Consider the following 20,701-nt stretch of genomic DNA (forward strand, 5'->3'; position numbering starts at 1 on the left):
CGCTTCAGGAGTAGCGGCGAGGCGCTACAGTGAATGAAGAAGAGGCAACTTAAATGACAGCAGACAACATTATGGAAGAAACAACACGTTATTGCGCCGGTTGCGGTGTCGCTATTCAAACGGAAGACCCGACCGGTGCCGGTTATGCACCAAAATCGGCACTCGATCGCGAGATCGTCATTTGCCAACGTTGCTTCAAATTGAAGCACTACAATCAAATTCAAGACGTCGAATTGACAGATGACGACTTCTTGCGCATCTTGAACGGCATCAGTGCTAAAGAAGCGCTCGTCATTAAAATCGTCGATATTTTTGACTTCAACGGTAGCTGGTTGCCAGGGCTTCAACGCTCAGTCGGCACGAACCCGGTCCTCTTGGTCGGAAACAAAGTCGACTTATTACCGAAGTCGGTCAACCCGAACCGGATGGCCAACTGGATGAAGTCTGAAGCGAAAGAGCTCGGCTTGAACCCGGTCGATGTGCACTTGATCAGTGCCAAAAAAGGGCACGGCATCGACGAGCTCGCAGAGAAAATTGAGTACTATCGTAAAGGCAAGGACGTCTATGTCGTCGGTTGTACGAACGTCGGGAAGTCGACGCTCATCAACCAAATCATCAAGCGTTTCGGAGCAGAAGACGAGGCCATCATCACGGTCAGTCATTTCCCGGGAACGACGCTCGATTTGATTGACGTCCCGCTCGACGATGATGCGAACCTGTACGATACGCCGGGGATTATCAACCGTCATCAAATGGCGCATTATGTCGATGCGAAAGATTTGAAGACGATCACCCCGAAAAAAGAGATTAAGCCGCACGTGTTCCAGTTGAACCCGCAGCAGACGCTCTTCTTCGGTGGACTCGCCCGTCTCGACTACATGGAAGGCAACAAGCGCTCGTTCGTTGTCTACATGTCGAACGAGTTGAAGACACACCGGACCAAGCTCGACAAAGCAGATGAACTATACGAAAACCATATCGGTAAAATGCTCAATCCGCCGAACGAGAAAACGTTGCAATTGTTGCCTCCGCTCGTGCGTCACGAGTTCAGTCTCCGTGACGGCGTCAAGACAGACATCGTCTTCAGCGGACTCGGTTGGGTCGCGATTCACGGAAAAGGTGGACGCATCGCCGCGTGGGCACCAAAAGGAGTTGCCGTCACATTACGTGAGGCGCTCGTATGAGACTGGCCGTCATCGGTCACCCGATTGCTCATTCGCTCTCTCCCGTCCTGCACGAGCAGTGGCTGAGAGCGTCTGGGCTTTTCGGGCGCTATGAGGCGCTTGACGTCACCCCGGACGAACTCGCGGACTTGTTTCAAAAGATGCGTGACGGCGTCTGGGACGGTTTCAACGTCACCATCCCGTATAAAGAGGCTGTCATCCCGTACCTGGACGAGCTTGATCAGGCGGCCGAAGCCGCCGGTGCCGTCAATACGGTGTATAAGCGGGACGGGAAGCTGATTGGGACGAATACGGACGGGGCTGGCCTCGTCGCCGCGCTCGACCGCTGGACCGATTGGACGGGCCATGTGCTCGTCATCGGGGCGGGTGGGGCAGCGCGCGGCATCATCAGTGCCTTGCCGACCCGTGACGTTACGGTCACAAATCGAACGATGGAACGGGCGGAGAGTCTCGCGGACGCGTTCGGGATTGAGGCGCAGGCGCTCACAGATGTCGAGATCGCACGGTATGACGTCATCATCCAGACGACATCGGTCGGCATGGACGGCGTCGATTCACCACGATCGTTAAAAGGTTTACGACAAAACACTGTCGTTTGTGATATCATATATCGTCCACTCGTCACACCGTTTTTAAAGGAAGCCGCCAAAGCAGACGCGAAAATCGTCAACGGAACTGCCATGTTCGTCGGACAAGGCGCTTTGGCGTTTGAATATTGGACAGGTGTGAGACCGGATCAACTTGTCGGAATGAAGTTAATTGAACGCTTATTGGAGGAATAAATAGTATGTTATCAGGTAAACAAAAACGCTTTTTACGTGCCGAGGCACACCACCTCTCGCCGATTTATCAAGTCGGAAAAAATGGAGTGAGTGAAGCGATGTGCAAAGACATTAGCGACGCGCTCGAAAAACGTGAGCTCTTGAAAGTTCAAGTGCTTCAAAACTGTACCGATACGCCGAAAGACGTAGCCGGAGAATTGGCTGAAGGCACGAAAGCCGAAGTCGTTCAAGTCATCGGAAAAGTCATCGTCTTGTACAAACAGGCGACTGAGAAAGAAAATCGCCAAATCAAACTCCCATGAGCCGCATCGGCCTGATGGGAGGCACGTTCGACCCGCCACATCTCGGTCATTTATTGATCGCCGAACAGGCGCGCGAACAGTTGGAACTCGATGAGGTCTGGTTTCTGCCGGCGGCGATTCCGCCGCACAAGGCGGGCTTCAGCCCGGCTAAAGACCGAATCGAAATGACTCGGCGGGCGATTGCGGATCAACCTGCGTTCAAACTGAGCTTGATTGAGTTTGAACGTGACGAACCGTCCTATACGGTCGAGACGATGAGACGGTTGCGGGACTTGTATCCGGACGACACATTCTTCTTCTTGATTGGGGCGGACTCGCTCGAATCACTCGAAAAGTGGTACGATTACGAGACGCTCGTCACCCTCGTCACGTTCGGGGCTGTCGCGCGTCCGGGCAGCCGATACCGCATCCCGAAACAGGCAGATGTGCGCACGATCGATATGCCGCAACTCGAGATCTCGTCGACCGATATCCGGGAGCGGACGAGACGGGACAAGTCCATCAAATATCTCGTCCCGCTCGATGTCGAAACTTATATCAAGGAGCGCGACTTGTATGACGTATGAGGAAGCACAATCATTGATTGAGGCGACGTTGCCCGAGAAACGCTACATCCACACGCTCGGTGTCGTCGAGACGGCCGACCGGTTGGCCCGCTTGTACGGGGCCGATGTGGAAGCGGCGCGACTCGCGGCGATGTTGCACGACTATGCGAAATATTTGGATGCCGACATGATGCGGCAAGTCGTGGTCGAGGAGAACCTCAATCCGAGCTTGCTTGAGTTCGATGACGAGCTGTTGCATGCGCCGGTCGGGGCCATCCTGTTAGACCGAGCGTACGACCTTGACCCGGCCGTCGTGTCGGCCATCAAGAATCATACGACAGGAGAACCGGGCATGTCCCGGATCGACCAGATTTTATTCGTCGCGGACGCGATCGAACCGAATCGGTCGTATCCGGGCGTCGACGTCTTGCGTGACCTCGCGGATCGTTCGCTCGAAGCGGCCGTCGTCGCGACGTTGCGCCATACGATTGCTTATTTATTGAACAAGTCGGTGCGGGTTTTCCCGCTGACGATTGAGACGTATAACCATTTTGTGAAAACACCCTAGGAGGTACAGTATGACTGTAAAAGAAGAATTAGAATTGATCGTGAAGGCCGCTGACGATAAGCGTGCCGAAGATATCGTCGTCCTCGACATGGAAGGCATCTCACCGGTCGCAGATTATTTCGTCATCTGCCACGGTAATTCAGAGAAGCAAGTCCAAGCAATCGCGCGCGAAATCAAAGACGTGGCCGGCGAGCATGAGCTCCCGCTCCACAAATTCGAAGGCATGGACTCGGCACGTTGGGTGCTCGCTGACCTCGAAAACGTCGTCGTCCATATCTTCCATCGCGATGACCGTGACTACTACAACCTTGAAAAATTGTGGGCAGATGCGCCACAAGTGGAAGTAGAAGTCGGCTAATGGCGTACGAAGGGTTCGCCTACGTCTACGATGAGTTGATGAAAGATGCCCCGTACGAGGACTGGGTCGCCTTCGTGCGTCGCCATGTCAAAGACGGTGCATCGCTTGCTGACGTCGGATGCGGGACGGGCTCGGCGACGATTCGCTTGGCGGAGCATTACGAGACAATCGGACTCGACTTATCTGAGTCGATGCTCGAAGTCGCCCAAGAGAAAGCGCTCGAGGCAGGCATCATGCTTCCGCTCTGGCAACAGGATATGCGGGAGCTTGAATTGCCACACCCAGTCGACGCCGTGACAATCCTCTGTGACTCGCTTTGCTATCTCGAGGATGAGGCCGATGTCATCGATACGTTCGAGGCGGTGTACGAACAATTGAAACCGGGCGGCATGTTCATCTTTGATGTGCATTCGCCGAACAAGATGCAGACGCTCTTCAATCAGAAGACGTATGCCTCGAACGGGGAAGATTGTTCGTATATCTGGTTCGCCGACCCGGGCGAAGCACCGCTCTCGGTCGTTCACGATTTGACGTTCTTCGTCGCCCTCGAGGATGGCACGTATGATCGCGTCGAGGAGACGCATGAGCAACGGACGTATGAGTCGGGGCAGTATATGCAATGGCTCATCGGGGTCGGCTTCCATGTGAAATCGGTCACCGCTGACTTCACGGACCAAGCTCCGGGCCCGAACGCAGAACGAATCTTTTTTGTCGCCCAGAAATAAACGAGACCCCATCGCGGATTTGCGATGGGGTCTCGAGCTGTTAACGAATCAAATCGCAACATGCGGTCTGATTCTTTTTTTATTGATGGTTCTGCCCGAAGTGAAGCATTGTTGCAGTCATGTTTGCCCAATTCGTGTTTCCGTGCCTCCAAGTCAGGTGTTTAATACTTGACTTATAAAGGCAGCTTTAGCTTGAGTATACTTTTCTCGGTCATTACGAAATTCTTTTGCTAAATGCCTTTTAAGAAGCCCGTACTCTTTTACAAGCGAAGGATTGTCTCGTAATTTATCTCGAAACTCAATCTGTTTTCCCCAACGATCTTCTGCCACTTTCATGATGTGTAAATGAGCAACTCGCTTATCATTTTTTACTTTCACAAAAAATCTCCGCCAGGTTTGTCCATCTAGTTCAGGTGGTACATAGTGCCAATCATGCAACGTTAATGTATCAACAATATCGTGGATTTTTTCAAACGATTCGATACTAATCATCACATCTATAATAGGTTTTGCGGGTAGACCAGGAACGGCCGTACTACCTATGTGTTCTGCTTCCTTGATGTCAAACTTTGAAAGTAAGTCGAACAACTCTCTTGTTTCTTGTAGACCTAACCGTGCCCACTGCACGTTAGAATCTTCTATTTCAATAGTCTCATAAGCCCAAATTGGAATATTTGAGTGCTCGTGTTTGTCTTCTTTCATGAGTTTATCCCATCTCCCTGAAAGTTTTTTTCACTTTATACCCAGAACCTCATTTTTAAACGCGATATAGAGAACCAGATAATTTTTATCTCATTTTGCTTACAGCCTTGTTTCTCCGTTCACAAGTAATTCAATGTTGATTCATGGCCCCGTCATAATGCTAATCATAAAAAGAGTCGAAAGACCCCATTGCAAGTAGCATGGGGTCTTTGTCATGGTCAAGCCTCGTGACTGAATTGCCATTGGACACCGAAACGGTCTTCGACCATGCCATACGCCTTGCTCCAGAACGTCTCTTGGAGCGGCATAAGGACACGGCCACCGGCAGATAAAGCCTCGAATTCTCGACGGATGGCGTGGAGGTCATCTGTCACGACGGCGAGTGTGATGTTCTGCCCGAACGTGACCGGACCGTCCGGCATAGCGTCCGAAAACATGAGCGATGTACCATGGACGCTCAGACGGGCATGGAGGACGAGGTCGGCCAGCTCGTCCGGTACAGGTTCACCGTCCGGTCCAGGCTGGGCACCGAACGTCATGATGTCCGGGGCGGGCTCGGCGAAGACGTCGGCATAAAACAGGACGGCGTCGCGACAGTCGCCATTGAAATTGAGATAAGGGTTGATCGGCATGAGTGTTCCTCCTCGAATCGTTTCTTTCAGTATGAGACAAACGGATGACGGAAGAATCCGACAAAAGCACGAATTTTCGGATAAGGTTGTTGAAACGGTCGCTGAAACGGGAATGGAGTAGATGAGACATTCTTACGAAAGAAGGCGTAAGGAGATGAAACTGACACGAGGACGTCTACTAGAATTCGGGTTCGTGTTGTTCATGGCGGTCATACTCGTCACGTCGATCATCGAAGGAGAGTGGTTTGACGCGAGCGTCGCCGGGGCGGGGATCGTGTCGGGTTTGATTCCGTTCATCCTCGAGAAGACGTTCAAAACCGAGTTCGACGCTAAAATGAAAGTCGCCTATATCTTATTCTTGTTTGCGTCGCAGTACTTGGGGTCGATTGTCGGATTGTATTCGAACGGTTGGTGGGACACGTTTCTTCACGTGTTGAGTGGGGTGTTTTTGGCGTTTCTCGGCTTCGATTTCTTAAGTCGACTTGATGAGGACATCCGACTTGAGATGCCGAAGCGGTTCGTCTTCGTCTATATCGTCGTCTTCGCGATGGCCGGGGCGGCACTTTGGGAAATGTATGAATTCACATCGGACTTGCTATTGAACACGACGATGCAAGGGAACGGGAACGACGACACGATGGTCGATCTCGTTGCCGGATCACTCGGCGGCATCATCGCGGCCTTGCTCGTGACCGAGATTCACCGAAAAGAACAACATAAGAAACGTAAAAACTGAAAGCGATTGCAAAACGCCCGAGTATTGCTCGAGCGTTTTATTTGTAATAATTATTATCTTTTAATATCATTAACTTTGTAAGAATGATTATAAAGAGGAGGCAACAATATGGATCAACATCGTCGTCTAACTACTAACCAAGGCGTCCCAATCGGGGATAACGCCAACTCCATCACAGCGGGTCGCCGCGGCCCCACACTTCTCGAAGATTATCAACTCATTGAAAAACTCGCCCACTTTGACCGTGAGCGCGTGCCGGAGCGGGTCGTTCATGCTCGTGGTGCCGGAGCACACGGTGTCTTCAAAGTTAAAAATAGCATGAAACGATATACAAAAGCCAAATTTTTGCAGGAAGAAGGGCAAGAGACTCCAATCTTCGCTCGCTTCTCAACCGTCATCCATGGTCTTGGCTCACCAGAGACGCTTCGTGACCCACGTGGATTCTCGGTCAAGTTTTACACGGAAGAAGGGAACTATGATTTCGTCGGAAACAACTTACCGGTCTTCTTTATCCGTGACGCCATCAAATTCCCAGACGTGATCCACTCACTTAAACCGGACCCACGGACGAACTTGCAAGACCCAGACCGTTTCTTCGACTTCATGTCGCTCACGCCGGAATCGACGAGCATGCTCATCCACTTGTTCAGCGATGAAGGGATTCCAGCCTCATACCGTCATATGCGCGGTTCATCGGTCCACTCATTCAAATGGGTCAACGAATACGGAAACACGGTGTACATAAAACTCCGTTGGGTCCCGAAACAAGGCATTAAAAACTTGTCGATGGAAGAAGCGGCGAAAGTACAGGCCGAAGACTTCAACCATGCGACACGCGACTTGTTCAACGCCATCGAGGAAGGCGACTTCCCAGAATGGGATCTCTACGTCCAAATCCTCGACCCGGCCGATATGGATAACTTCGATTTCGATCCGCTCGACGCGACAAAAGACTGGTTCGAAGATGTCATCCCGTATCAACTCGTCGGTACGATGACGCTTAACAAAAACGTCGACAACTATTTTGCCGAGACGGAATCTGTCGGATTCAACCCGGGCGTGCTCGTACCTGGGATTCAACCGTCTGAAGACAAGATGCTCCAAGGTCGCTTGTTCTCCTATTCGGATACGCAACGTTATCGTATCGGGGCGAACTACTTGCAGCTCCCGATCAACTGTCCGTTCGCACAAGTGTCGAACAATCAGCGTGATGGCGTGATGCCGTTCAAACAACAGACGAGCCCGGTCAACTATGAACCGAACCGCTATGAGGACGCACCGAAACCGGACGCGGCTTATATCGAGACGGAACAACCAATCTCAGGAGTGGCTGGACGTCAAAAAATCGAGAAGACAAATGACTTCGGTCAAGCTGGAGAAGTGTACCGTCGCTACTCGGAAGAAGAGAAGACGGCACTCGTGAACAACTTGGTGGCGCACATTAAAGAAGTCCGCCATGAAAACACGGTGCTCCTCTTGATCTGCAACTTCTATCGGGCCGACCGCGACCTCGGCGCGCGTCTCTCGGAAGCACTCAACGTCGATATCACACCGTTCTTGAGTCAAGTGACGGAATAATCATTTCAAGCAGAGTCGGCAACAGCCGCTCTGCTTTTTTGAGTATAATAAAGAGCACAGGGATGGCTCGTTTTGACTAGCAGGCCCTAATCCATACGTCAGGAGGAACATGTGATGAAAGAGACCATTTATTATGAACGAGGAACTGACGCTCTGAAGCGTCAAGGAAGACGTGCACAGCGGCTCGTGCAGCGCTTCAATGCATCTGAAGTTGATGATGATACGTTACGAGCGTCAATCCTCCGTGAACTATTTGGTACAGTGGGTGAAGATCCGGTCGTTGAACACAATTTTCATTGTGACTTAGGCACTAACGTTCATGTGGGAAATCGATTTTATGCAGGCTATAATTGTACGATTTTAGATATGGCTGAAGTAACGATTGGCGATGACTGCATGATTGGGCCGAACGTCGGGATTTATACGGCAGGACATGCGTTATCTTCACGTGACCGAAACAAGAGTGGGATCGCTACCCCGATTCATATCGGCAACGATGTATGGATTGGAGGGAGTTGCGTCGTTTTGGCAGGAATAACGATTGGCGATGGTGCGGTTATCGCTGCAGGTTCCGTTGTAACGAAGGATGTTCCTCCGAACGTCGTGGTGGCTGGAAACCCAGCCAAAATCATCAAAGCGATTGAGCAAGAATGATGATGAAACAACGAACTAATACGTTACTGAACTAACGTTTCAACCGTTCGTCCGCTATAAACCTGGGGAGTCATAAGGTCTTTACATATACTTAGAAAACGTGTGAGAGAAAAAATGACAATATGTAGTGCTGGTTATGTGCTCGTCGCAGAGTCGGTGCGACCAGATTATATGGATAGTCGTCTCATTCCTGAAACCGTCTTGTCTATAAGTACATGTATATGCGAGCACCATCCGAACATCGACGTACTCTGGGGTATGTCAACGCAAGCCAAAGCGACATATGAGCATGAATTAAAGCTTAATCAACAAGGGAGTACCGAACTAATGGCATGGATCGATACGTATCATGAGTCTGGACAGCTTGGGTATCCACAAACGTTTCAATCGCTAGACCTGGCTCATACATTCAAACGTCAGTTTCTCAGTCATGTGGCGGTCAAAGTGGTTGGTCTAGCGTTACCGGAAGCACACATCTCTACATTTTTAGAAGATAGTGAAATGGGTGAGAGTCCTGAACGATATGGAATCGAGCGTTTCGTCATGCGAAGAGAGAATGTGGAAACAGGTCATCTGTTAGGTTATGAGGTACTTGGTTATGAAAAGGGCATATTTCATTCCTATTTATGTAATGGTCTTGAGTCAGAGTTTGCTGAACAGTTCCCGTTTCGTTTGAATGAACATGGCTTGATTCCGACGCTTGAAGAAGCGGAACGCTATTGTACATATAGCAATCAAGAAGACGTCGAGACAGAATCTGTCCTTTGGCTACCGTGGGCGATTTTTGAGGTGGATGTCTGACTAGAAGCTTTCAAAATTGTCCCGATCTTGTGGTTATGCCAAGATAAGAAAAAAGGGGGATGCTTCATGAACCAAGTCATTGAAACACTATTGAACCACCGCTCCGTTCGCTCGTTCACGGACGAGACGTTGACCGACGAACAAATCCGGCTCATCGTCGAGAGCGCCCAGCGCGCCTCGACGTCGAGCTTTATCCAAGCCTATTCCATCATCGGGGTGACCGACCCGGAGAAGAAAGCTCGACTGGCTGAAATCGCCGGTAATCAGCAGTACGTCATCGACAACGGTCATTTCTTCGTCTTCTGCGCTGATTTATATCGACATGAGTTAATCGGTGAACTGCGGGGGGCCGAAGTGAATGCGACACTCGAGACGGATGAGAAGTTACTTGTTGCGGTCATTGATGCCGCGCTCGCTTCGCAAAATGCTGTCGTTGCCGCCGAATCGATGGGCCTCGGCATTTGCTATATCGGCGGGATTCGCAATGATATGTTCGCTGTGAAGGAACTGCTCGGTCTGCCGGAGCGGGTATTGCCTCTCTTCGGACTTGCCGTCGGTGTACCAGAGCACGTCGAAGGTCAAAAACCGCGCCTCCCACTCGAACATATTTATCATGAGAACACATACGTCGCCGACGCCGAGCAACTGAAACAAGAACTCGATGCGTATGATGCGACGATTCACGATTACTATGCGGCACGCGGGTCGAACCAACGAAGCGACACGTGGACCGGACAAATGGGACGGATGTTATCGAGACCGACCCGGCTCGACGTGAAAGATTTCTTGAAAACTCAGGGTTACTCAAAGCAAAATTAAGAACCGCTCAGGCGGTTTTTAGTTTGGGGACGCTGTCTAAACAGAAGGGGACGATCACGATAAAAGGAATCAAACCTTTATTGATTTGTACGTTGATTATTTCAATCATATTGATTGTGTTTACGTCTCTTGAATTTCTAATCTTGAAAATACTCGGTCTACAGTATGAATCGTTGTGGAGTCTGCTCCTCTTCTTCCTCGTATACGGACTGTCAGAGATCCCGATTAACTTGTTTCTATCGGCTTTGTTGAAGTCGTTGACGACTCTTGATGTCATCCAATCACATACAGGGATGTTAGCTTTGTTCCTTCACATCACGAGTACATTCATCATTGTTAATATCATTGACCGATTGATGACGTCCGTGTCGATTTCTCAACTGGGGATCAGTCTGTTCTCGCTTGTCACAGGTTTAGTAGGGTGGTTATCTATTCAACAAGATCCTGATCCTCCAAAACGAGGTTCAAAAGAATTTGAAGCTTACGAAAAAAAATGAGTTGAATTACCCGCGAGACAAATAAAGGAGCGGCTTTTCTCAATCGAGAGAAAACCGCTCCTTTATTTTCAATTTGTCTGAGCATCGAGCCAGGCGTGGTCGATTGCGCCGAATTGCTTGGCGACGATGACTCCATTTTCATCGAGGACGTATGTTGTCGGCATCGCCTGAATCCGATACGCATCTCCGACCATCCCGTTCTCGTCATAGACGACCTCGAACGCGTCTTCATACGGGGCGACGAACGATTCGGCATCAGCGACATCCCGTTCGCTCGTCGTCGTATTGACGGCGACGATGGTCACATCGTCTTGTTCACGGGCAAACTTGGCCATGTCAGGCATCTCGGCCCGACACGGTGGGCACCACGACGCCCAGAAGTTGACGACGACCCGTTCGCCGCGCAACTCACTCAAGTTGAACGTCGTTCCATCCGTCCGCTTCAATTTAAAGTTCGGCGGCACTTGACCAATGTTCAAACCGGTCTGAGACGAACCGGCTTCGAGTCGTGGTGTCTCGTCTGGTAGGCTGGCGTTGATGATGGCGAGCACGACGATGAGACCGAGTCCGTATTGAACGGCCTTCTGGGACGGTCGCGCCACGTAGGCGGCGACGGCGATTAGAAGGAAGAACGGAATGATCCACCACAACTCGAAAGTACCGGTGACGATTGACCCGGTCAACCAAATCGAAAATGCACCGACCCCCGTCCAGAGCAGCGCTCCGAGCGTCGGTGTCCGCATCCAGCGCCACGTTGCGATAAGCAGTAAGACGATGAGGGCGGCCATATAGAGATGGAGCGGTTGCGATGAGGAAAGCAGCGGGAGCATCCCATATTTGGGGACGACGAGCGTCACCGCAAACCAAAAGACCAAGGCCGAGAACAACCAATAGCCACGAAGGCTAGGCGTGAGCCGGAATACAAAAAAAGCAATCACGGCAGCGGCAATGAGAAGTGACCACGTGCCGCCGGTCGCATAAAGGGATAAGGCCAAACTTCCTGTCGACGCGAGACCGAGGACGATCGCGCTTCCTTTCCAAGCGAGGAAACCGGCGAACCATGTCCCGAGGACGGCGTCGCGTTCTTTTTCCGACAAGCCGATTTTTTTAAAGCCGATGTAGAGAATAAGTAGGCTGGCCACCATAGCCAGTAAATCGAGTCGAATGTTCAATGGACCGATGGCGATCACATAATCCCTCCTAGAGAAAAAGCGCCCAGACGAGTGGGCGCTTTCTTTGTTTGTAGTATAGCATTAGCCGATTTGTTCTGCATTGAGGACAGTCTTCATCGCGCCATAGCCACCGAGGATGTTTTGGATATCCTTGTAGCCGAGTGATTGAAGCACACTCGCGGCCATCCGTGAACGGACGCCAGATGCACAGTGAACGGCAATCGTTTGATCTGTCGGGAGGCCTTCGTGGTCACGCGCCAACTTACCGAGTAGGATGCGCTCGGCTTTCTCATAGTGGCTCGCGTTCCATTCCGTCGCATTTCGGACGTCGAGGACGAAGACGTCACCTTTTTCAGCTGATTCAATCGCTTGTTCAGCTGTCACGTCCGTGTACGTTTCCGTCAAAAGTTCTTGACCGAGCTCTTCGACTGGGACGATGAAGCGGAGACGGTCGAGACCGATTGATTGAAGATCCGTCTGCACTTGTTCGAAGTCTTCCGCGCTCGCGATGAGCGTGATGTCTTTGTCGAAGTTGACGAGCCAGCCGGCCCATGAGACGAATTTCGTGTTGTATGGGATGTTGATGGTGCCAGGGACGTGTCCTTTGGCGAATTCTTCCCCTGTACGTGTATCGACGACTTGTGTCTCGTCGACGAGCGTGTCGATGCGGTCCGTACCGACGACTTCCGGACGAACAATCATGTTCGTCACTTGAATGCCTTCTTTGTTTACTTTCTTCATCATTGCGAAGTAGTTCGGCGGTTCTGGTTGATCCGTCGTCAACTCTTTGATGAACGCATCTTGATCAGTCATTTGAAGTGCCCAGTTCGTCGCTTTCTCGTAACCTACTGTCGATGTCGGGATCGCGCCGAGCGCTTTTCCGCAGGCACTGCCGGCACCGTGGCCCGGCCATACTTGAACGAAGTCAGGAAGGTCTTTGAACTTCTTGAGCGAGTCGAACATTTGCTCGGCACCGATGGCTGTAGTGCCTTTCACGCCGGCTGCTTCTTCGAGCAAGTCAGGACGACCGATATCGCCGACGAAGACGAAGTCACCTGTGAAGATGCCCATTGGTTGTGTCTGGTTGCGGTCATACAGCAAGAATGAGATATGTTCTGGCGTGTGGCCTGGTGTATGCATGACTTCGAATGTGACATTACCGACTTTGAACGTATCGCCATCTTTGACGAGTTTTGAATCGATGTCTTTCGCGAACGCATATTTCCATGACGCGTCACCTTCGTCCGATAGGTAAGCCGTTGAACCGGTACGTTTCGCGAGCTCGAGTGAACCTGATACGAAGTCGGCGTGGATGTGAGTCTCAGCCGTCGCGACGATTTTCATGCCTTCTTTTTCAGCTTCTTGAAGATACGGTGTAATGTTGCGGGCCGGGTCGATGACTACGGCTTCGCCGGTCATTTGGCAACCGACCATATAAGATGCTTGTGCTAATTTTTGATCATAGAAATAACGTAATAACATGTGGAATACCCCCCTAAGAATAGTTGACTGTAAACGACTGTGTTTTTTTACTGTATATATAGAAGATTGTTAGACCGTTTCACCTGTCCAGCTCATCATGCCGCCATCGACGTTGACGACATCGAAGCCGAGTGAGTCGAGGTAAGCCGAAGCGTTCATGCTTCGTCCGCCTGCCGCACAGATGACGTGAATCGGTTTCGAACGATCGAGCTCATCGACTTTCGTACCGAATTCAGAGAGTGGGACGTTTTTCGCTTGCTTGATGTGGCCACCTGCAAATTCGTCTGTCTCCCGAACATCAATCAAGTTAAGCGTCTCATTAGATTGAAGCAACGTTTCTAGTTCAATAGTCGAAATGGTTTTCATGAGTGATAAATCTCCTTTTTTGGTTTAAGAATTTTTGAAGCGAGTTTCTTTCGTTGTTTTTAATATACCCCCCGAGGTATACTGAATGCAAGAAAAAGAATCGGAGGTCGAAAATTGAAGGAAATCATGATGATTGTGTCGATTTTAGTGCTGGCGACGGTCGGAATCGTTCTTTTTACGTCAGGTGAGAGTGAAATTACAAAAATTGGCGTCGAAACACTACAAAACAGATTGGAAAACGAAGAAATAACCTTGTTAGACGTCCGAGAAGTGGATGAATACGAGGGGGGGCATATCGAAGGAGCGGTGAACGCACCACTTTCATCATTAAATGCCACCGAACTGCCTTATCCGAAAGGTGAACCGATTTATGTCATCTGTCGGAGCGGGAACCGGAGTGCCCAAGCGGCACAGCTGTTGCAAGAGCGTGGCTACACGGAGATTTATGACGTCTCGGGTGGCATGATCGCTTGGGAACAACAATAAAACTTACTTATATAGAGGGTAGGGAATTGGAGGAGTTAATATGGAATTTGGATTTATTATCACCATCTTTTTGATCGGCTTTATCGGGTCGTTCATTTCGGGGATGGTCGGGATTGGCGGATCGATTATTAAATATCCGATGCTGTTGTACATTCCACCGCTTCTCGGCTTCGCAGCGTTCAGCGCCCATGAAGTATCGGGGATCAGCGCGATTCAAGTCTTCTTCGCGACAATCGGTGGGATTTACGCATACCGGAAAGGCGGCTACTTGAATAAGCAGCTCATCCTGTATATGGGTGTCGCCGTCTTGATCGGGAGTTTCATCGGCGGCTACGGCTCGACGCTCTTGTCTGAGAACTTGATTAACGTCGTCTACGCCGTGCTCGCGACGATTGCGACAATCATGATGTTCTTACCGAAAAAGAACGTCGAGGACGTCCCACTCGACCAAGTCACATTCAATAAAGTGATTGCAGCGAGTTCGGCGTTCGTCGTCGGGGTGGCCGCAGGAATCGTCGGGGCAGCAGGTGCGTTCATCTTGATGCCGATTATGCTCGTCGTGCTCCGGATTCCGACGAAGATGGCAATCGCGAGTTCGCTCGCTATCACGTTCATCTCGTCAATTGGCTCGACAGCAGGGAAAATTATCACCGATCAAATTGTGTGGGAACCTGCCGTCATCATGATTATCGCCAGTTTGATCGCCGCACCGCTCGGCGCGAACGTCGGTAAAAACATGAAGACAAAATCACTGCAGATGATTTTAGCGCTACTCATTTTAGCGAGTACAGTAAAAATTTGGATGGATATCATCAGGTGAGCGAATCACTCGTAATCGGCTACCGAGGCGACTCGGTAGTCTTTTTTTCGTAAACATTGCAATCGGATTGTTAAGTTTGTGTATAGTTGTAAACGTCAATTAGTTGAATTGAGTTCAAGGGAACGTTAAAATATAGCTTATACTTCTAAAAAGAAAATGAATCTTTAACTTGAATTCCATATAAGGAGTGTTTACATGAATCACACGAATCAATCGAAAGGAAGGATGGACCGCTTCCGTCAGACGGCGCTCGACTCGTTCAAGACACACCGTCTGTTTTGGATGTTCACCATCCTGTTATGGACGAAGTCGCTGATCGCGTATCAGTTCTTCTTCAATATACCGGCCGAGAACGCGGTCCAGGCATTCATCCTATTCATCAACCCGCTCAGTTTCACGTTGTTCCTGTTCGCGTTCAGCTTCTTCTTCGGGGGGAATAAGCGGAAGTGGGCACTGTACAGTCTATACCTCGTCTCCTCGCTTATCTTGTTCGCGGATACGACGTACTATCGTGAGTTCACAGACTTCTTGACCGTACCGGTCTTGTTCCAGTCGTCGAACATGGAGACGCTCTCGTCTTCGTTCCTCTCGCTTCTCGAATGGAAAGACTTGCTCCTATTAGGAGACCTCGTCGTGCTTCCATTCCTACTATGGAAGATGAACGAGACGAGCCAGGCATCGCAACGCCGCGTCTTAATCACGTTCGGTGCGGCCGCGGCCTTGTTCGGGTTTAACCTCGTCCTCGCCGAAACGGAGCGTCCAGAACTGTTGACGCGCTCGTTCGACCGAGAGCTGTTGGTTAAAAACTTAGGAACGTTCAACTTCCACGTCTACGACGCCATGCTCCAAACGAAGACATCGGCCCAGAAGGCGCTCGCAGACGGTTCTGAACTGGATGAAGTCGAGAACTTCACTCGTCAGAACTATGCGGCTCCGGACCCGGAGATGTTCGGGAAGTATAAAGGCAAGAACGTGGTCGTCGTCTCGTTCGAGTCGGCCCAAAACTTCACGCACAACATGAAAGCGTCGAACGGCGAGTACATCACGCCGAACTTGAACAAACTGATCGAAGAGTCCCACTACTGGCCGAACTATTACCATACGACTGGCCAAGGGAAGACGTCAGATGCCGAGTTCGCACTCGATAACTCGCTTTACGGTCTGTCACGTGGAGGAGTCTACTTCACGAACGCCGACAACGAATATAACGCGTTACCAGAAGTCATCAAAGATGACAACTATTACTCGGCCGTGTTCCACGCCAACAACAAATCGTTCTGGAACCGCGACCAGATGTATCAAAACATCGGCGTCGACAAGTTCTTTGACGAAGCCAGCTATGACCTCGGAAACCCCGAGGATATGACGGAGTGGGGTCTGCTCGATGATGAGTTCTTCCGCCAATCGGTACCGATGCTCGAAGAGCTTCCGGAACCGTTCTACGCGAAGTTCATCACGCTTACGAACCATTTCCCGTACACGATGCCGAGTGAGAAGCACGAGCTCGTTCCAAAATTTGAGACGAACTCGACGACGCTCAACAACTTCCCGCAAGCGCTCGCTTACCAAGATTACGCCCTCGGCTTGTTCATCGACGAGTTGAAGGCGAACGGCATGTGGGACGACACGATTTTCGTCGTCTACGGTGACCATTATGGCATCTCGACGAACCATAATGCCGCTATGGCTGATTTGCTCGGGAAAGACGAGTTGACGCCATACGATGTGGCCAAGCTCCAAGCGGTCCCGTTCGCAATCCACTTACCGGGCCAAGACAAGGGTGAAGTGCATGAGACAATCGGAAGTCACGTCGACATGAACCCGACGATTCAGCACTTGCTCGGAATCGATACATCTGAACAGGTCGGATTCGGGAATGACTTGTTCTCGAAAGAGCATTATGACCGCGCCATCTTCCGTGATGGAACGGTCGTGACGCAAGACCATCTGTTCACGCAGTCGATGTGTTATGACGCCAAGACTGGCGAAGTCGCTGAAGATGGTGCAGCATGTACGCCACTTGAAGAAGAAGCGAATAAAATCCTTGAGATGAACGACCAGCTCATCTATTCGGATTTACTCCGCTTCAAGCAAGACTAATAACGAGGAGAGAAAAGGTTGGAGACAATCTTTTCTCTTTTTTGTGGTCGTTGCGTGCTAGGAAGACTAAGATGAAAGCAGAATAGCTTTCCAAAGGAGAATTTATGACATTAGATTATACGGGAGAACGGGTCATCCCAGATCGCATGGACCCGCTGAACGGATTGTTACTCGAACATATCGCGCGTTACCATTTCGCATTGTTATACATGAACGGACGCGTCCTCGATTTTGCGAGTGGGAGTGGATATGGCAGTCAATTGATTGCGAAGAACTTGAAAGGGACCGTGACCGAGGTCGTCGCCGTCGACTTGTCGGAAGAGGCGACGCGCTATGCGAAAGGGCGTTATCACCACCCGAACGTCGACTATATCGTAGGCGATGTCGTCGACCGGACGTTACCGGACAAACTCGGGATGTTCGATTGCATCGTCAGCTTTGAGACGATTGAACACGTGACTGACTATAAGACATTCATGGCGAACGTGTGGGACTTTTTGAAACCAGGCGGAATCTTGGTGTTGTCGACACCGTTCGGTCAAGGCGTCGGGCAACCGACGAATGAGCCCTTCCATGCCCATCAGTTCACTGAGGCCGAGTTTGAGGAATTATTTACGTCATTCACATCGACCGAGTTCTATTACCAACGAGGCGTGCTCGTCGAACCGAAGCGGGGGACGCGCCATTATCCAATCGGGATCACCGTCGCGGTCAAATAAAAAATCCCGATGAACGAGGTCATCGGGTAATGAAATAGTATAACAGGCCGAGCGCCAAAAATGAGACCGGGAACAAGACGATATACGTCCACGACACCATTGACCAGCTTTTCTTTTGATTGTAGTCTGATTTGTCTTTCCCGAGTCCGACCATGATCGTAAAAATGAGGGCAATCAAGCAAACGAGTAACGATAATCCAATTGTGAGATACATATTGTCACATCCTTCATAGTTTCTTCATACTTCTAGCATAGCTGAAAACAAAACGAAAAAACCTCTGAAATGTTGGGATTCTGTGTCCAACAATCAGAGGCTTTTATCACACGTCTTGCTGATTAATATACGTCTCAGCATCGTCAATCGGAATGCCGAGCGCCTCATGGATGACGATTAAGGCGCTATCATTTCGTTTGTCCGTCTCGGCAGCAACGCAGTCGAGCGGGACGTGGAGTTCATACTCGCGCATGTACCCGTCGTTCGCTGAGAACAAGATACAGATGTCCGAAGCGACACCGGTCAGGACGAGCGATGTGACCTCAAGTTGACGCAACAAGATATCGAGCTGCGTCCCGTAAAACGTCGAGTGCCTTGGTTTGATGATGAAATACTCTTTGTCTTCCGGTGCAATCCGTTTTGCGATGGCGCTGCCTTTCGACGACTCGACGTGACGGATGATATCCTCGGTGCTGTCTTTCCACTGACCGAAGTTGTCGTTGCAATAGATGACCGGCCAATCGTTCGCCTTAAAATGCCGCTTCAGTTTTAATATCGGGTCGACAATCGGCTCCGTGTTTCGAAGTAGGTCCTCCCCGCCGACAAAGTCGAAATCATTGAACATGTCGATGATGAGTAACGCCGTCTTTGACATCGTGGTCCCTCCATTCCAAGTGAGTCTCACATTATGAAGTACCACTCTGCCGACGGCGTTAATCGTCATTCAGCGAACGTTTTGCTCCGGAATACGAATGCAGTGATGATATAGAACGCGACGATATGAATCAACACATAGAACGCCGAGAACCAAATCGTTACGTCCATTGTTTCCATGAAGCCAGGGCTCTGGTAATAAATCGACAGGTCCGTATGCAAGAAGACGATCCATTTGGCGATGTCCGGCTTCCAAGCGATGAGGAGTCCGCCAATCATCGTCGACACGAAGTTCGCGAGCACGGTGAAACCAATGACGACGCCAACGGACTTGAAGACGACCGAGAACATGAGCGTCAAGAAGATGACGAACACGCCGCTCGAGACACTAAGTAAGACGTTGCGGAACTGCTCGAACGTCAATGCTCCGTCGAGCGTCCAGGCGAAGCCATACGTGACAGCAATGATGAATACGAATTGGACGAGCATGATCAAGAGCGCGGCGACAAGTTTCGAGAGTAAAATCCGGTCGCGCGAGTACGGGCTCATGAGCAAGTGCTTCAACGTATCAAATTTCAACTCATTTCCAATCATCTCGGCTGTGAACACGATCGTGAAAATCCCGAGGAACGTCATGGCGGCCATCGTCGCATAGTTGACGAATGTTTCCGCGTCACCTGGATTGTCGCCGCTCCGGACGATGAAGTACGTCAAGATGATAATCCCGGTATACATGCCGAGCGCGATCAACGGTTTGATCGTGCGCCGCCACTTCATAAATTCATTGGCCAGTAATGAACGCATTGTTCGTGCCTCCTTCTTTCTTCGTCACTTTCAAGAACTGCTCCTCAAGTGTCTCGTGCTTCATGCCTATTTGATAGACCGCGATGTCGCGATCGACAAGATGTTTCAACAAGTGCGGGATATCCGTTTCCGGACGTGGGACGATGAACGTCTCGGCCGATTGTTGAATGATTTTCACGTCATCGAACGCGAGTGCGACGACATCGAGCGCCTCGTTCATTTGTTTGCGGTCGACCTTACAGAGGATGACACTCTCCGTCTTCGCTTCGCCGTCACCTTGAATCGATTTGATTTGTCCTTGGTCGATGATGGCGAACCGATCGGTGATCAGTTCCATCTCGCTCAATAAATGACTTGAGATGAGGATGGCGATGCCGCGATGGTCGGCTAAATGCCGTAAGTAGTTACGCAAATCGGCGATTCCGGCCGGGTCGAGCCCGTTTGTCGGTTCGTCGAGAATCAAGACTTTCGGGTTATGAAGTAGGGCACGGGCAATCCCGAGGCGCTGTTTCATCCCGAGCGAGTATTGTTTCACTTTCATATCAAGTTTCGTCTCGAGTCCGACGAGGGCGCCGAGGGCGTTCAAATCGACTTTCTTTAAGCCGGGAATCAAGTTCATCGCGTGAATCAAGTTCTCGCGGCCCGTCAAATATGGATAGAAGGCCGGGTTCTCGACGATGGCTCCGATGCGACTGAGCGCTTGTTGGCGATCTGTTGAGACGTCGAACCCGTCGACGGTGACGGTGCCATGTGTCGCCGGCATGAGTCCGGTGATGATGCGGATCGTCGTCGTCTTCCCGGCGCCATTCGGTCCGAGGAATCCGAAGATTTCTCCAGGGGTGACGTCAAAACTGACGTTTGTCAGGACGTTCGTCTGCCCCATTTTCTTGTGTACGTTTTGTACGGATAACATAAGATCACCTTGCTTTCGTTGAGAGTATTTTCCAACTGGATTACCGTACTATACGGAGCAGATTGAAATAAGGTTTCACCTTTTTTTT

General features: G+C 50.5%; 26 protein-coding genes. 17 read left to right on the plus strand and 9 right to left on the minus strand.

Features of this window, described 5'->3' with window-relative positions; all coding sequences use genetic code 11:
- Window positions 1-71 precede the first annotated feature (71 nt).
- From yqeH to KNP80_RS11310, 7 genes are read left to right on the plus strand one after another with little or no spacing between them, the layout of a single operon-like run.
- Window positions 72-1,184, plus strand: a complete 1,113-nt coding sequence (yqeH, locus tag KNP80_RS11280) for a ribosome biogenesis GTPase YqeH (RefSeq protein WP_214720282.1) — start codon at window positions 72-74, stop codon at window positions 1,182-1,184.
- Window positions 1,181-1,966, plus strand: coding sequence for a shikimate dehydrogenase (gene aroE, locus KNP80_RS11285; RefSeq protein ID WP_214720243.1), 786 nt, complete (start codon window positions 1,181-1,183; stop codon window positions 1,964-1,966). The genes yqeH and aroE overlap by 4 nt, the downstream gene beginning before the upstream one ends.
- 5 nt (window positions 1,967-1,971) lie before the next feature.
- The gene (yhbY, locus tag KNP80_RS11290; protein ID WP_021066650.1) at window positions 1,972-2,268 is read left to right on the plus strand and encodes a ribosome assembly RNA-binding protein YhbY; all 297 of its coding nucleotides are present in this window, start codon (window positions 1,972-1,974) and stop codon (window positions 2,266-2,268) included.
- The gene (locus KNP80_RS11295) at window positions 2,265-2,834 is read left to right on the plus strand and encodes a nicotinate-nucleotide adenylyltransferase (RefSeq protein WP_214720242.1); all 570 of its coding nucleotides are present in this window, start codon (window positions 2,265-2,267) and stop codon (window positions 2,832-2,834) included. The genes yhbY and KNP80_RS11295 overlap by 4 nt, the downstream gene beginning before the upstream one ends.
- Window positions 2,824-3,381: a bis(5'-nucleosyl)-tetraphosphatase (symmetrical) YqeK gene (yqeK, locus tag KNP80_RS11300; RefSeq protein ID WP_214834761.1), complete on the plus strand. Its 558-nt coding sequence runs from the start codon at window positions 2,824-2,826 to the stop codon at window positions 3,379-3,381. Before KNP80_RS11295 ends, yqeK begins: the two co-directional genes overlap by 11 nt.
- A gap of 10 nt (window positions 3,382-3,391) precedes the next feature.
- Window positions 3,392-3,739 carry a ribosome silencing factor gene (gene rsfS, locus KNP80_RS11305; RefSeq protein WP_021066647.1) on the plus strand — a complete coding sequence of 116 codons (348 nt, stop codon included), beginning with the start codon at window positions 3,392-3,394 and terminating at the stop codon, window positions 3,737-3,739.
- A complete protein-coding gene (locus KNP80_RS11310; RefSeq protein WP_214720240.1) occupies window positions 3,739-4,464 on the plus strand; it encodes a class I SAM-dependent DNA methyltransferase in 726 nt (241 codons plus the stop codon). Before rsfS ends, KNP80_RS11310 begins: the two co-directional genes overlap by 1 nt.
- A 153-nt stretch (window positions 4,465-4,617) precedes the next feature.
- Here KNP80_RS11310 and KNP80_RS11315 read toward each other — a convergent pair whose 3' ends face one another.
- Together KNP80_RS11315 and KNP80_RS11320 are read right to left on the minus strand one after the other, a co-directional pair.
- Complete coding sequence (locus tag KNP80_RS11315; protein WP_214720239.1) at window positions 4,618-5,166, minus strand: GrpB family protein; 549 nt, start codon at window positions 5,164-5,166, stop codon at window positions 4,618-4,620.
- A 218-nt stretch (window positions 5,167-5,384) separates the two neighbouring features.
- Window positions 5,385-5,798 carry a VOC family protein gene (locus KNP80_RS11320; protein ID WP_214720238.1) on the minus strand — a complete coding sequence of 138 codons (414 nt, stop codon included), beginning with the start codon at window positions 5,796-5,798 and terminating at the stop codon, window positions 5,385-5,387.
- A 154-nt stretch (window positions 5,799-5,952) separates the two neighbouring features.
- Here KNP80_RS11320 and KNP80_RS11325 point away from each other — a divergent pair, with 154 nt between their 5' ends.
- The 6 genes from KNP80_RS11325 to KNP80_RS16010 all read left to right on the plus strand — a co-directional run bounded on the left by KNP80_RS11325 (window position 5,953) and on the right by KNP80_RS16010 (window position 10,883).
- A complete protein-coding gene (locus KNP80_RS11325; protein ID WP_021066644.1) occupies window positions 5,953-6,534 on the plus strand; it encodes a DUF2238 domain-containing protein in 582 nt (193 codons plus the stop codon).
- A 108-nt stretch (window positions 6,535-6,642) separates the two neighbouring features.
- Window positions 6,643-8,112 carry a catalase gene (locus KNP80_RS11330; RefSeq protein ID WP_214834762.1) on the plus strand — a complete coding sequence of 490 codons (1,470 nt, stop codon included), beginning with the start codon at window positions 6,643-6,645 and terminating at the stop codon, window positions 8,110-8,112.
- Between the two features lie 114 nt (window positions 8,113-8,226).
- A complete protein-coding gene (locus KNP80_RS11335) occupies window positions 8,227-8,766 on the plus strand; it encodes a sugar O-acetyltransferase (protein WP_214834763.1) in 540 nt (179 codons plus the stop codon).
- A gap of 327 nt (window positions 8,767-9,093) precedes the next feature.
- Window positions 9,094-9,567: a hypothetical protein gene (locus KNP80_RS11340; RefSeq protein WP_214834764.1), complete on the plus strand. Its 474-nt coding sequence runs from the start codon at window positions 9,094-9,096 to the stop codon at window positions 9,565-9,567.
- A gap of 66 nt (window positions 9,568-9,633) precedes the next feature.
- Window positions 9,634-10,386, plus strand: coding sequence for an oxygen-insensitive NADPH nitroreductase (gene nfsA / locus KNP80_RS11345; RefSeq protein WP_214834765.1), 753 nt, complete (start codon window positions 9,634-9,636; stop codon window positions 10,384-10,386).
- Window positions 10,293-10,883 (plus strand): YrvL family regulatory protein, encoded by a 591-nt coding sequence (locus KNP80_RS16010; RefSeq protein ID WP_353047998.1) that lies wholly within the window; start codon window positions 10,293-10,295, stop codon window positions 10,881-10,883. Before nfsA ends, KNP80_RS16010 begins: the two co-directional genes overlap by 94 nt.
- A 68-nt stretch (window positions 10,884-10,951) precedes the next feature.
- On the opposite strand, the gene KNP80_RS11355 is transcribed toward KNP80_RS16010, so the two are convergent.
- From KNP80_RS11355 to KNP80_RS11365, 3 genes are all read right to left on the minus strand, one after another.
- Window positions 10,952-12,073, minus strand: coding sequence for a redoxin family protein (locus KNP80_RS11355; protein WP_214834767.1), 1,122 nt, complete (start codon window positions 12,071-12,073; stop codon window positions 10,952-10,954).
- 63 nt (window positions 12,074-12,136) lie between these two features.
- Window positions 12,137-13,537: an MBL fold metallo-hydrolase gene (locus KNP80_RS11360; protein ID WP_214834768.1), complete on the minus strand. Its 1,401-nt coding sequence runs from the start codon at window positions 13,535-13,537 to the stop codon at window positions 12,137-12,139.
- A 69-nt stretch (window positions 13,538-13,606) separates the two neighbouring features.
- Window positions 13,607-13,903 carry a rhodanese-like domain-containing protein gene (locus KNP80_RS11365; protein ID WP_214834769.1) on the minus strand — a complete coding sequence of 99 codons (297 nt, stop codon included), beginning with the start codon at window positions 13,901-13,903 and terminating at the stop codon, window positions 13,607-13,609.
- A 114-nt stretch (window positions 13,904-14,017) separates the two neighbouring features.
- Here KNP80_RS11365 and KNP80_RS11370 point away from each other — a divergent pair, with 114 nt between their 5' ends.
- The 4 genes from KNP80_RS11370 (at window position 14,018) to KNP80_RS11385 (ending at window position 18,028) form a co-directional block, all read left to right on the plus strand.
- A complete protein-coding gene (locus tag KNP80_RS11370) occupies window positions 14,018-14,389 on the plus strand; it encodes a rhodanese-like domain-containing protein (RefSeq protein ID WP_251132378.1) in 372 nt (123 codons plus the stop codon).
- A 40-nt stretch (window positions 14,390-14,429) separates the two neighbouring features.
- A complete protein-coding gene (locus KNP80_RS11375; RefSeq protein WP_214720498.1) occupies window positions 14,430-15,209 on the plus strand; it encodes a sulfite exporter TauE/SafE family protein in 780 nt (259 codons plus the stop codon).
- Between the two features lie 195 nt (window positions 15,210-15,404).
- A complete protein-coding gene (locus tag KNP80_RS11380) occupies window positions 15,405-17,309 on the plus strand; it encodes an LTA synthase family protein (protein ID WP_214720497.1) in 1,905 nt (634 codons plus the stop codon).
- Between the two features lie 104 nt (window positions 17,310-17,413).
- Entirely contained in the window at window positions 17,414-18,028 is a 615-nt protein-coding gene (locus tag KNP80_RS11385) for a class I SAM-dependent methyltransferase (RefSeq protein WP_214720496.1), read from the plus strand.
- 19 nt (window positions 18,029-18,047) lie between these two features.
- On the opposite strand, the gene KNP80_RS11390 is transcribed toward KNP80_RS11385, so the two are convergent.
- From KNP80_RS11390 to KNP80_RS11405, 4 genes are all read right to left on the minus strand, one after another.
- Window positions 18,048-18,242, minus strand: coding sequence for a hypothetical protein (locus KNP80_RS11390; protein ID WP_214720495.1), 195 nt, complete (start codon window positions 18,240-18,242; stop codon window positions 18,048-18,050).
- 106 nt (window positions 18,243-18,348) lie between these two features.
- Entirely contained in the window at window positions 18,349-18,897 is a 549-nt protein-coding gene (locus tag KNP80_RS11395) for a cysteine hydrolase family protein (protein WP_214720494.1), read from the minus strand.
- Window positions 18,898-18,962: 65 nt separating this feature from the next.
- Entirely contained in the window at window positions 18,963-19,700 is a 738-nt protein-coding gene (locus KNP80_RS11400) for an ABC transporter permease (RefSeq protein ID WP_214720493.1), read from the minus strand.
- Complete coding sequence (locus tag KNP80_RS11405) at window positions 19,678-20,613, minus strand: ABC transporter ATP-binding protein (protein ID WP_214720492.1); 936 nt, start codon at window positions 20,611-20,613, stop codon at window positions 19,678-19,680. The genes KNP80_RS11400 and KNP80_RS11405 overlap by 23 nt, the downstream gene beginning before the upstream one ends.
- Window positions 20,614-20,701 lie beyond the last annotated feature (88 nt).

Origin of the sequence: Exiguobacterium sp. E4787 (assembly GCF_018618375.1) — a bacterium.
GTDB classification, from domain to species: Bacteria; Bacillota; Bacilli; order Exiguobacteriales; family Exiguobacteriaceae; genus Exiguobacterium; species Exiguobacterium chiriqhucha.